The following is a 13033-nucleotide window of genomic DNA, read 5'->3' as shown; positions in this document are numbered from 1 at the left end:
GGTGTGATGTTTTCTTCGATCATGGTGCCGGAGGGGGGAGGCGGCTTTTTCAGGTGGCGGGGTCAAACGTGACCGACGGGCCGAAGACGTTTATCGAGATCGCCGAGTATGCCCGAGTATGCCCGAGTATGCCGCGGACCTGCCGGCCTGGTTTCTCCGCCGGGCTCGGAGTGCGCTCGTGGTCGGGTACCCCGTCGGGCTGGGCCTTCGCGCGGGTGTTGGCCCTGCGGTGCGTGGCCCTGGTCGGCCATGGTGAGTTTGACCAGGCCTTATCCGGCTCGACGGAGAGAATCCGCAAGTTCCATTGAAATCGAATCTTCGATTTCAATGGAACTTGCGGAACGTCGGCGTGTCGCACCCCGACACGCCGACGCCTGTGGACAACCTCCGCAATTTCAATGGAAATCGTGGGCGCCCGCGGCCGCGGGCACGGGCGTGCCGAGACCCGCAGCCCGAAAGGTCCTTGCTCTGGACGAAAACCCGCGAACCGACCTGCTCGGGGCCTGGCAGGCCGTCCGGATACGGCGCTGGCGCCGCCCGAACGGTCCAGCTGTCCATCAGCCCGGAGAACTTCACCAGCCCGGAGAACTTCACCGCCGGTATCGAAACGGTCCACTACCTGACCAACTTGCCACCCACCTTCGCCAGCCCCGCCGGGCCGGCAGAACTGGTTCAAGGCCATTGGGGCACAACAAATCGCCTTCACCTGATGCGCGACGTCGCCTTCGACGAAGACCGCCACCGGGCCCGCACCGGCTACGCACCCCCGAACCTCGCGGTACTACGCAACACCGCGATCACTCTGCACCGCCAGGCCGGAGCCACCGGCATCCAAACCCCGCTCCGCGCCGGCAACCGCAGGCCCGAACGACTCCCCGGACCTACTGCCCGAAACGACCTAAACCGGACAGGTCGACCTTGCGCTCGCCACGAGCTCGCGGCGGCCGTGGATGTCGACACTTCGAAGCAGGGTGCGGGCGGGCAGCAAGAGATGGCCAAGCGGGCAACTATGCGGCGCTCGGTGTCGGCTTGACTCCAAAAATGGAGACCATCGGCACATACCACCGCAGAGCGTTTGCCAAATACGGCTGGGAAGACGCTACGGCCGACACATCAGTGATTGCTGACGGTGTCCGGCCTGGAAACCAATGTCATTCCACAGCGCAAGAACCTCAACGACGGGGAACGGAACTCTCCCCTGGCGACGAAGCACAACAACGAGACCATTTCACAGGTTCGATCGGCCGTCGAGCGATGCATCGCGCACGTGAAGAACTGGAGATGCTCGCTGCCGGATATCGAGGACGCCAGGCAGAGCCCCTCCAAGATCGCCATACACACCCACGACACGGTGCTGAGCGGCGCAAAGGGCTGGGCCGACTCGCGGCCTGGCCTCCCTGCGAGAGGTCGTCACAGGCGGGGCGAAAGCCGCGGCGTCGCTCGTCACGGACGTCGCGGCCGTGTTCGGCGCGGCTGCTGACGCCGTCTCAGCCTGCGTCATCCCCCGAACCGTCGCGACCACTCTGCGCCGCAGGTCCTCCTGCGCCTGATGCGACAACCTCGCGGTGCCGCACACCGGCGATCACGCCACACCAACGAGAACCACTCCTTGAGTTCTCGGTCAATAACATCCCAAAAGGCTCATGGCCCGATGGTTAAGCCGAAGGCAAGAACTCCGAAAAGCTACCTAGCGGCAGCGCAGCGGATTCGGAAGCGAAAGGCAGCAATGGGTAGAAATATCTGCCTGTTCGACCCGATCTTCCCGAAAGGCTCTTCGGTCGAGGACTTTTGTGTCGTGACGTGGCAACACTGCGAGGGCAGTATGGAAGAGCCCAACTTGGGTGAACCCTACGCACGTTGTGGTTCGTGCACAAGGTGACGGTGTTAGCGCGGAGGTGTGTTGCGGATGGCTGCGATCGTGGTTGAACGGGCTGGTGCGTCGGTGCTCGTTCGCGCCGGCGGGGCCCGGGACCCTCGCTTGGCGTTCGCGGACAAGGTGGCCGCCGAGGATCACCGCAAGGCAGTCGTCGTGGACCAGATGGGGTACGCGGCGCTGCACGCACACGATTCCGAGGTGCTGACCGACCTCAGCGGCGCGCTGTCGCGTGGCCGCGGCCGTCGCCGGGACAACGTGCGGCTGGTGGCGAGTGGTTCCGGTCGTGCCAACCCGGATGGAACGCCGCCGCTCGCGGCGAGACTGGCCCGGCAGTTGGGTGTCGAGGTGATCGCACCCGACGGTGAACTGGTCATCCTGCGCGGCGGCGAGCTTTTCTCGGCGGGGCCCGGCGCCGGGTGGGTGCGCTTCAGGCGCGGGCGAATGACCAAGCGCGACGGGCCCCGATTTCCCGCACCGCCGTGGGAATCCGAGTTGCCCGAGGACTTCGCGGCGCAGACCACCGACCGGACGAGTGTGGTGGCGATCCCGGCCGGCCTGTGGGTGCGGACCGCGAACACCCGCCCGGCCCCGCTGTTCGACAGCGGCTTCGGCGTGCCACCGGATGACCGGCTCCGCATCGTGGTTGGAGCACCGGGCGAAAAAGTACCGGACGTGGCGGACGTCGCGAGAATCGTAGAATCCTTGCCGGTTTCGGTCCGGCACAACTTCGTGCTCACCGTCTACGGACCCGAGCCGGTGGGACCGGTGCCGTTCGCGCAGCAGCTCGCCGCTTACCTGGGTGTCCCGGTGCGCGCGAGCCATGGCATGCCGTATTACGCCGAGGCCGGTGCTCGAGGCATGGTCGCGATTAACCGGGCCGGCTACCCGACGTGGCGGCCGTTCCTGCACGAAAGCATGTACCTGCCGCATGGTGCTCCGACACCGTGCAGCGGAGTGGCCCCGGCACCGGGACTGCACGGTGCCGGACCCGGTCGGTACTGGCTCACCGAGGGCTGGCTGGTTGACCTGATCCCATGCGGTTTTCTGGTGCGACCGGCCACTGCCACACCGGAAGCCGTCGCCACTCGGTTGCCGGTAGATCCCGATCACGTGAACCTGATAGTCACCGCGGTCACCAGGGCCTCCGATGAGGTGCCTGCCCGGGCCCTCGCTGCGATCGAGAAGTTCGCCCGCTCCCTGCCGGAAGACGCCCAGCAGCGGCTGCGTCTAGTGGCGTCGCATTGGGTCCACCCGGGTTCCCTCGTGGGGCTGGGTGGGGCACTGCGGGTCCCCATGCACGTGCTGACTCCGGCCGGTCCGAAACCTCATCGGGCCACGTCAGAGAAGGCTGGTGCACCGCAGAAAGCTGGTGCGCCGCAGAATGCTGCTGCGCCGGAGAAAGCTGCTGCGCCGCAGAATGCTGCTGCGCCGCCGGAGACTGGTGCGCCGCAGAATGCTGCTGCGCCGCCGGAGACTGGTGCGCCACAGAAAGCTGCTGCGCCGCCGGAGGCTGCTCTGCCGCAGAAAGCTGCTGTGCCGCCGGAGGCTGCTGTGCCGCCGGAGGCTGGTGCGCCGCCGGAGGCTGCTGCGCCGCAGAAAGCTGCTGTGCCGCCGGAGGCTGCTGCTGCAACGATTCGGCTCGACCAGCTCAGCCCGGCAAAGACCGACCGACCCGCCGATCATCAGGTGCCGAGTGGCCCGGAGCTGCCGGCCACCGCGGAGCCCGAAGCGCAACGGAGCACATCCCCGTTGCCGCAGGGCTCGCCTGCCGTTGGCCGGCCCAAAGCGGTGGGCGGCGGTCCCGATGCTGCGGTCCCGACTCGGGGCAGGCCTACAGCGGGCGGTGCCCGCGATGTTCGTTCCCCCCAGCCGCCTGCGCACCGCGATCCGGCACCGGTCACAGTCGACCATCGTGGTCGGATACGACCGGTCGGAACGAGCTGGCAGCGGCGGCGCCGATCCGGATCTGGCACGCCGGACCCCGTAACATCAGAATCACCGCTGCCGGCCGAAAGCTCGCGGTTCTCACCGGCCGACGACTCGCCTGTCCCGCCAGCCAGCCTGCCTCCCGCCCCGTCGGTGTCCGGGCTGGCGCTTTCAAGCTCCACTTTCGCGATCCCGCCCGTTGCGCGCCCCGATCATGACGCGCAGCAGGATTCGCAGGCACCGGTTTCCGCGAATGCAGCGGGCGGATCGCCGGCGGATACCGGTCGGACTGAGCCGCGTCTGGGACGGTACATAGCCCCTGAGATGCACGCTCTCAGGGACTTTGATGATGGGCCGACGTTGGTCCTGCCGATAGCGCCTTCGGTCCGTGCGGCATCGGCAGCCGGATCGGCAGCGGTCGAGCCGCCGCTGCCCACGACGGAAGCATGGGCGGCGCCCGTTGCGCCGCAGGAACCGATGCCGCCGGTCGCGCCGGAAAGTGCCGCTGCCGCCCCGACCAAGAGCGGTGCTGCTGCCCAAGCCGCCCAACCGGTTTCAGACCAGAAGAACGCAACACCCATACCAGACCTGTCATCTGTGCCGGAGGCGTCTCCCGTACCGGACCTTTCGTCGGCGTCGGACGTGCAGCCCGAGACGGACCTGTCGTCCCAGCCGGACCCGTCACCGGCACCCGCGCCGGGACCCGCGGAGCCGGAGGCCGCTGCGGTACCTGCGGAGCAAGACCCGTCACCGGAAACCGCGGAGCCGGAGGCCGCTGCGGAACCCGCGGAGCAGGCCCCGTCACCGGAGCCCGCGGAGCATGACCCGTCACCGGAACCCGTGGAGCAGGACGCCGCGCCGGAACCCGCGCCAGCGGCCACCCCGCTGCTGCTGGCCGACCACGTCAGCACCGACGAGGAGCGCAGGAAATTCCGGGCTTCACTCGGCTGGCGGTTCGACGCGGCGACGCAGATGGTGACACGGATGCTCGCCGAGCGTCCTGGCATGCGCGCGGGAGGCGGAACCACTGAAGCCCTGACGACGGAGTTGGCCGCCGCCCAGATTTTCGCCTCGTCCGAGCAGACCGAAGTGGTGGAGGCGATCCGATCCGGCGGCGGCCAGATCGAGCGGTCCTACCTGCACTGCCTGGCCGGCGGCCTGCGGAGGTTGCCGTCGCTGCAGGGAGTCGTGGTCCGAGGTGGCCCATCCGACGCCGCCGCGGTCGATGACTACGTGGTGGGAGCCGAACTGCTGGAGCCCGCCCCGATGGTGGCGAGGGCCGATCCGGCCGTGGCCGTGCCGGGCGCCGTGGAAGTGCTCATCTGGTCGATCACGTCCCGTCGCCTGGCGGGCCTGGTCGAAGGGGCGCGTCAAACCGACGTCGTGTTCCTGCCTGGCACGGTGTTTCAGGTGGTGGACGTCGACCGCACGGCCGCCAAGCCTCGGGTGTTGCTGGCCGAAGTGACTCCTGGCTGGGACCCCACCAGCGAAAGCGGCGAGCGTCGCGCCAGCCGCATCCGGAAGAAGCTCGAGGCCGCAGCCGCCGCGCGTGACGGCGTTCGAGAAGCTGAACCGGATGCCGAAGAAGAGGCCAGGTTCGCCGCGTTGCCGGGCATGCCCAGGACTCCCGTGGCAGTGGGCGCATGGAGCGCGTCGTGACCGACGCAACATCCGTGGTGGAGCGCAAGGATCTCTACGAACTCGTGTTGTGCTTCGCGGGCCGGGTGCCAGATGACGGCCTGGCCATCATGCGAACCTGTCTGGCCGACGGCGAGGAAGACCAGGTGGTCGCGCTTCTCGTCACCGCTGTCACGACAAGAGGGCTGGCGCTGGTCCAACACGAGATGGAGCTGATCCAAACCTTGGCCGCCCAGCACGGTGTGCGCACTGCGGAGCTGGAAAAAGCGGCCCTCCTGGCCGAGTTGCCACTGCCGGTCGCCGAGTTCAGCACACCTCCCAGCGACCAGGACGGGATGGATCAGCAGGACGCGATCGTCGTCGAGGCCGCGAGCCGGGTTGGCGGGCTGCTCGGGCTGTGGCGTGTCGTTCGGCGATCCGAAGACAGCGAAGTGCGGCTCTACCTGGGAGAAGTGGAGCCGAGCTCCGACGTGGTCGAGCTCGCCGCCGAAGCGCAGCACAGCCTGGTGGAATCGGGTGTCGAGCCCAGGATCGAGCTGTTCACCGAAGGCACGGAACTCACTCCCTACCACGAAGCCGCGCTGGAGAAGGCTGAGCTGGTGTGGACGGCGGTGCCTCCACCCCGCCTCCGTCTCGCGCGCACATTCGACGGCGCGGACCCGGCGCGGGGACCGTACTTCAAGCCCGACCACCCGCGGCTACCGGATGCTGACGCGGCACGGGCCCTCTCCTTCTTACGGGCCGGAGAGACCGTGCTGAGCAGCGAGGCACGGATGGACGACGTGATGGAACCCGGCCAAGCTGCCCCGGTGCCGGTCAGTTTCCGTTCCGACGGCACCTGGATCTGGAGCGACTCTGTGATCTACTACCTGGAGCGTTACCAGCTGTCCCCGGAGCCCGACCTGGTCGACCACGCGTTGACGTCGACGACCCCGCCTTCGGTGCTCAGCCATCTCACCTACCACCACGTCCTCGCCGAACTGTTCGCGCCCGCACCCCAGGAGTCGATGTGGCAGGCAAGCTGATCAACGGTGGCAGCACGAGATCGATGCTGACCGTCTCCGCCACCGGACCTGACTGCTACCGCACCATCGGTGACGCCGTGGCGGCAGCCCGGGCTGGCGACGTCATTTCCATCCAGCCCGGCACCTATCGGGAATCGGTGGTCCTGCACCGCGACGTGACGCTGTCGGCCGCCGGGCCCGCAGGAGCCGTCCGCATCGAGTCCAGTGTGGACCCGGCGGTCCAGATGACCGCCGAATCGGCCGCGCTCTCCGGCATCGTCGTCGTGCACAGCGGTACTGAAACGTCGGCGATCGACGTGCCGTCCGGTCGTCTCCGGTTGGACGAGTGCACTGTGGAGGCCGAGTCGGCCGCTGCGGTGTTTGTGCGGGGCCAGGCGGAGGTGCTCGCGCACGCCTGCACTTTCGTCAACCCCGGGGGTGCCGGGCTGATCGTCGTGGAAAGGGGCGGGGGCAGTTTCGACAAATGCGCGTGGCGTGAGATGAAGAACGCCGCTGTCGTGTTCCGCACTGCTGCCACCCCGCTACTCCTGGACTGCACGATCACCGACGTGAACGGAAGTGCTGTGCTGGCGGCCGAGCGGTCGCGCGGCACGGTGCGGGACTGCCGCATCGTGCGGGCCGGCAACCCCGCGGTCGTCATCGAAAGCGGCAGCACCCTGCAGGTCACTGGAACCTCCATCGTGGAGACCGACGGTGTCGGCGTGCTGGTGGCTTCCGGTGCCACGCCGCTGCTGGAGGACTGTTCGATCGACGACGCGGCGGCACAGGGCATCGTGCTCATGCAGCAGGCCGCGCCGGAGATGCGTCGCGTCCAGGTCAGGCGCCCGGTCGGATATGGCATCCACGTGCTGGACGGGTCGGCCGGTGCATTCACCGAGTGCGAGGTCAGCGGTTCCAATGACGTCGGCGTGTTCGTCGGCGAGTCGCACACGGAGTTCAACGAACTGCGTGTCGAAGGCAGTGGGGCGACGGGGATCCTGGTTAGCGATTCCGCTAAACCGTCCTTTTCGGACATTCAAATCGTGTCATCCGGTGGCTGCGGCATCGAGGTCCGCGGTGGTGCGTCAGCGCGGCTGTTCGGTGCGGTGATCGAGGCATCGGCCGCGGACGGAGTTCTGGCTACAGAGCGCGGTCGCCTGTCGGCCGAGGACCTGGCGGTCACGGGCTCCGAGGCAGTGGGTGTGCGGGCCTCCGATGGCGGGCATCTCGACTTGCGCGGCGTCACGGTGTCGGGCAGCACCGAGGTCAACATCCTGGTCGCCGACAGTGAGGCGACGCTGCATGGATGTGACCTGTCCGGGGCCGGCCAGCAGGGCATGCTGATTTCCAGCGGGTCGTCGGTGGAACTGACCCAGACCCGGGCCGCCGCGTCGGAAGGGTCCGGTATCGAATGGGCGGCCGGTACCACCGGCAGCATGTCGCAGTGCGAGGCGTCCGGCAACGGTGGCGACGGCGTCGTGGTCGCGTCCACCGAGCCGATCAACATTCGGGAATGTCTGTTCGAATCAAACGGTGGTGCCGGCCTGCGCATCTCGGTGCGTCGGGACAACCTGCAGCTCAACGGTATCGAGAGCAAGCGGAACAAAGACCCGCAAAGCGACACGACCGGTGGCGGCGACTCGCGGTTGTCCGAGCAGCTGAAGCAGTCCGGGAGCACCCGCTCGACCAAGACGCTGGGCAAAACCGCCGATCAGGAGGGAAAGCCGGAGTCCGCGTCTCGCAAGTTCGAAGGGCCGCTGGGCGGACTGCTCGACGAACTGAACTCGCTCGTGGGCCTGGCAGACGTCAAGCGGGAAGTGGAGATCCTGACCCGGCTGGAGCAGATGGCTGAACGGCGGGCCGCTGTCGGCCTCCCGATGCCTCCGATGAGCCGGCACCTCGTGTTCACCGGCGCGCCCGGTACCGGTAAGACCACGGTGGCACGGCTATATGGCAAGATCCTCGCAGAGTTGGGTGTGCTGCGGACCGGGCAGCTCGTCGAGGTGGGCCGCGCCGATCTGGTCGCCAGCATCGTCGGCGGAACGGCCCTGAAAACCACCGAGTGCTTCGAGAAAGCCTTGGGCGGCGTGCTGTTCATCGACGAGGCGTACGCGCTGTCGGCGGGCAGCGGGGGCGGCGCGGACTTCGGTCGCGAAGCGATCGACACGTTGGTCAAGCTGATGGAGGACCACCGCGACGACGTCGTGGTGATCGTGGCCGGATACACCGTGGAAATGCGGAAGTTCCTGGCGTCCAACCCGGGCCTCGGCTCTCGGTTCTCCCGCACGATCGAGTTCGCTGACTACTCCTCGGCGGACCTGGTCACGATCGTGGAAGGCCTGTGCCGGGCAAACGACTTCCGGCTGGAGTTCGAAACCCGCGAAGCGGCGCTGAACTACTTCGAGAAGCTGCCGCGCGACGAGGCTTTCGGCAACGGTCGCACCGCCCGGAAGGTGTTCGAGGAAATGATCGGGCGACAGGCCTACCGCCTGGCCGATGTCCCGGATGCCAACGCGGTCGAAATGACCCGCCTGCTGCCCGAGGACATCGGGCCGCTGCCCGGCAGCGGAATCGGTGCGGGCGCGGCGGCCGCCGACACCGAGAAGGTCGACGCACTGCTCAACAAGCTGCAGCAGATGGTCGGACTGGCCGAGGTGAAGTCCGAGGTCAGCAACATGGTCGATCTGCTGGCTTCGGCCCGGCAGCGGCAAGCCGCCGGACTCCCGGTGCCGTCGCTGAGCAGGCACCTGATCTTCGGCGGGCCGCCCGGTACCGGTAAGACGACCGTGGCCCGGCTCTACGGCGAGATTCTCGCCTCGCTCGGGGTTCTGCAGCGCGGCCAGGTGATCGAGGTTGGCCGGGCCAACCTGGTAGGCGAGTACGTCGGCCACACCGCGCAGCGCACGACGGACGCATTCGAGCGGGCCCGCGGTGGCGTGCTGTTCATCGACGAGGCGTACACGTTGTCGTCGCAGCGCGGCTCCGGGAACGACTTCGGTCGCGAGGCCATCGACACCCTGGTGAAGCTGATGGAGGACCACCGCGACGAAGTCGTGGTGGTGGCGGCCGGCTACGAGGAGCAGATGGAGGATTTCCTGGCCGCCAACCCGGGACTGTCCTCGCGGTTCTCCCATCGGGTCCGGTTCGCCGACTACACCAACGACGAACTGGTCACCATCGTCACTCAGCACGCGGCGTCGGCCGGCTACGAGTGCACCGGGCCGACGGTGGCGGCGCTGCGTGCACACTTCGTCGCTGTGCCACGGGGCACGTCGTTCGGCAATGGCCGCTATGCCCGCCAGGTCATGGACGAAGCGGTGACCCGCCACGCGAAACGCCTGCGTCTGACGGCGTCTCCGACGCTGGAGGATCTCTGCGTCCTGCTCCCGGAAGACATCCCAGGCCTGGCCGAGATCGTCGGCACCTGATGTTCCAGCCGCACTTGGTGATCTCTGCTGGGTAACTGTTGATCTTCTGGTCGGCGAGGACCTTGCGGTGTAGGTGGCCGGTGGCTCGGGCACTGGGAGCCGGGGGCCCGCCCGCTGGGTAACCGCCGACGCGGCCTACGGGCAGGACTAGAAGTTCCGCACCTGGCTGCAATCCCGGCGCACGGCTACGTCGTAGCCGTGCCCCGGAATCAGCCGGTGCCGGCCGGGACCGGACTACCCGGGTCAGCGCACTGGCAACGGAACTTCCTGCGCAGGCGTGGAAAAAATGTGCCGAAGGCCAGGGAAACCAACGGTGAACGTCTCTATAAGGCTGGGCTTCCGCGACTCTGCCCCCCAGCATCCGGATCACCCCAGCGACCTGCGACGGTGGGTGTTCATCCGCCGCAGTCGCACTGACGCCAGCGATCTGGCTGGCCTTCTACCTGCGTTTCGGCCCCACCGGGACCACTGACGGCGGACTCGTCCGGCTGGCCGGGGCTCGCTAGGCTACAGCAGTAGAGGAGATCCTTTCGCTGGCAACGAGACATTCAGGCAACCCCCGAAGGCACTTTCGGGTAGACCGAGAGATCCCCCCTTCTTCTCCTTGAGTCCGCCGCATAGCTTTTCACCGCAACCGCCCCGAGCGTGCCGGAAAATCATCTAGATCAACGGCGGAATCCACAGTGGAGATCGTTTTCTCCCAGGTCTCGGACACCGCGCCGCGGGCGGGAACGTGCAGATACGCGCCGGAGAAGAGGAGAACGACCGTGGCTGACGTAGTGGAATCAACCGCCTCGTTGGAAGACTTACGCCCGCTACCGCACCCTCGAATCAAGGTCCAGGGTCAGGTTGAACAATCTCCCGAGTTGACTCCGGCGTCGTTGATGCAGTTAACTACTGGGTTCTGGAGTTTCAAGAGCTTCGCCGCCGCCGTCGAGCTGGAGCTGTTCACCAAGCTCTCCAACCTCGGCTCGGCCACGGTCGAAGCAGCGTCCGAGGCCCTCGGAATGCCCGATCGGCCCACTGATCTGCTGCTGGCCGCGTGTGCGTCCCTGGGATTGTTGGAGAAGACCGGGAACGAATACCGCAACGCGCCGGTCGCGGAGGAGTTCCTCGTGGTGGGCCGTCCTTACTACTTCGGCGGCTTCGTCCGGTTCTGCGATCAGCGCGAGTACCCCGCCTGGCACCGGGTGGTTCAAGCGCTGCGCACGAACCGACCCGCCACTTGGGACCCGGAGACCCAGGATTCGCCGTTCGCGGCCGAAGATCCGGTGATGATGGCCCTGTTCTGGGAGGCCATGTATTCCATCTCCACGTTCACCGCCCGAGCACTGGGCGACTCCTACGACTTCGCCGCGCACAACAGGCTGCTGGACGTCGGGGGCGGGCAGGGAGCGTTTCCGATCGAGCTGTGCCGCCGCTACCCGCACCTATCGGCCACCGTATTCGATCTTTCACACGTGTGCGACCTCGCCGAGGACAAGATCGCGGAATCGGGCCTGGGCAACGTGCTCGACACGACCGCCGGCGACTTCCTCGACGACCAGCCGCTGCCCAGTGGCTACGACGTCATCCTGCTGAGCATGATCCTCCACGACTGGGACGAGGCGAGCAATCGTCAGCTCCTGGCCAAGTGCTACGCGGCGCTTCCGCCGGGCGGCGCAGTTGTCGTGTGCGAACTGGTGCTGAACCCTGAGCGCACCGGCCCTCCAGCCGCCGCCCTGATGGGGATGAACATGCTCATCGAGACCGAGGGGGGCAAAAATTACTCGGAGACCGAGTACACAACGTGGCTCCTCGAAGCCGGGTTCGAACAGCCCCGCATCGTCCCGCTGGCTGCGGCCGGCGCGAACGCCGCCATCGTGGCCGTGAAAGGGTAGCAGTGCCCATCGTCTCTCGCCCAGTCGTGGGGCTACCGCCCCATGTGCTGGACCAAAATGAAGTCCTGGACCATTTGACACGCCGCCTGCGGGGCAACCCGAAAATCGCCGCCATCCGACGAGTGCTGGAAAACACCACCGTGCGGTCCCGGCGCGCCGTCATCCCGCTGGACCAGATCGTCGCGCACACGGGCCTGAGCAAACGCAATCGTCTTCACCTCGAACACGCCGTCGGACTGGCCACAAACACCGCCCTCGACGCCCTGGAAGCAGCCAACTGCACCGCAAACGACATTGATGCGCTGGTGGTTGCCAACTGCACCGGTCACTCCCTACCTGGCGTGGACGCACATCTGGTCAACACACTCGGACTGCGCCCCACCGTACGCCGCACGCCCATCGCCCAGATGGGCTGTGCTGGCGGTGCCTACGCGCTCGCCCGGGCCGCTCAGGACCTCGCGGCTCACCCTGACGCAACCCACGTCCTGGTTGTTGCGGTGGAACTCCCTTCCCTGTCCTACCAAGCGGACGACCTCACCATTTCCAGCCTCGTCTCCGGCGCTTTGTTCGGGGATGCGTGCGCGGCCACTGTGGTCTCGGCCGACGACACCCGCAGCGGCCTACGCCTAGGTGCCGCCTGGGAGTACCTTCTACCGGCTTCCCTCGACGACATGGTCTACCGCGTCGACGAGGCGGGCTTTCACTTCGACACCCTGCCATCCGTCACTGACTGCATAATCAAAACCGTGCCGCATCTGGCGGCGTGGCTCCGAACGAACAGCCCCGAGCCGCAATGGGCCCCGCAGTTCCTCGTCTCCCACACCGGCGGCCCCAAGATTATGGACGCGCTCAGGGACGGACTCGGCTGTTCCGAGGAACTGTTCGCCCTTTCCCGTGCCAGTCTTCGCGAACTCGGCAATACCGCCAGTGTCGCCGTCCTGGACGTCCTCGCCCGAACTTGGCACCAAGCGAGCTCGCACCCAGGGGCAACTGGGCTGCTTGTCGGCTTCGGACCGGGCGTCACTACCGTCGCCATCCGCGCTTCGTGGAATTGAGAAGCCCCGCCACCACTCGGTACCTCCTGGTAGCGATCGAGAACAACGCGCAGTCGTTGCACAGGGCAGCGGCGGGGCAGCGGCCATCGAGGCACGTTTCCAGTTGAACCGGTTCTGGAGCACCGGCGTTTACCCGATGGGTGCCTGGCTGCGGCGCACGGTCGGTGTCAGCGACAGTCCGGACTCGTCGAAGAAGACGATCCACGCGTGGCAGTGCAACCGGCCG

General features: G+C 67.1%; 6 protein-coding genes. All 6 read left to right on the top strand.

The window, feature by feature from the left end:
- The first annotated feature begins 463 nt into the window (after positions 1-463).
- The 6 genes from FDZ84_RS37400 to FDZ84_RS37375 all read left to right on the top strand — a co-directional run bounded on the left by FDZ84_RS37400 (position 464) and on the right by FDZ84_RS37375 (position 12807).
- Complete coding sequence (locus tag FDZ84_RS37400; protein WP_168589687.1) at positions 464-1033, top strand: hypothetical protein; 570 nt, start codon at positions 464-466, stop codon at positions 1031-1033.
- Positions 1034-1906: 873 nt separating this feature from the next.
- Positions 1907-5461: a hypothetical protein gene (locus tag FDZ84_RS37395; RefSeq protein WP_168589686.1), complete on the top strand. Its 3555-nt coding sequence runs from the start codon at positions 1907-1909 to the stop codon at positions 5459-5461.
- Positions 5458-6465 (top strand): hypothetical protein, encoded by a 1008-nt coding sequence (locus tag FDZ84_RS37390; protein ID WP_168589685.1) that lies wholly within the window; start codon positions 5458-5460, stop codon positions 6463-6465. The genes FDZ84_RS37395 and FDZ84_RS37390 overlap by 4 nt, the downstream gene beginning before the upstream one ends.
- A complete protein-coding gene (locus tag FDZ84_RS37385; protein WP_168589684.1) occupies positions 6450-9872 on the top strand; it encodes a right-handed parallel beta-helix repeat-containing protein in 3423 nt (1140 codons plus the stop codon). Before FDZ84_RS37390 ends, FDZ84_RS37385 begins: the two co-directional genes overlap by 16 nt.
- Positions 9873-10756: 884 nt before the next feature.
- Complete coding sequence (locus FDZ84_RS37380; protein WP_168589683.1) at positions 10757-11752, top strand: methyltransferase; 996 nt, start codon at positions 10757-10759, stop codon at positions 11750-11752.
- Positions 11753-11754: 2 nt separating this feature from the next.
- Complete coding sequence (locus FDZ84_RS37375) at positions 11755-12807, top strand: type III polyketide synthase (protein ID WP_168589682.1); 1053 nt, start codon at positions 11755-11757, stop codon at positions 12805-12807.
- The last annotated feature ends 226 nt before the right edge of the window (positions 12808-13033 follow it).

It is taken from the genome of Saccharopolyspora sp. ASAGF58 (genome assembly GCF_012277335.1).
GTDB lineage: Bacteria > Actinomycetota > Actinomycetes > Mycobacteriales > Pseudonocardiaceae > Saccharopolyspora > Saccharopolyspora hattusasensis.
Note: the sequence above shows the minus strand (reverse complement) of the source record. Positions and strands in the feature narration are given on the sequence as shown.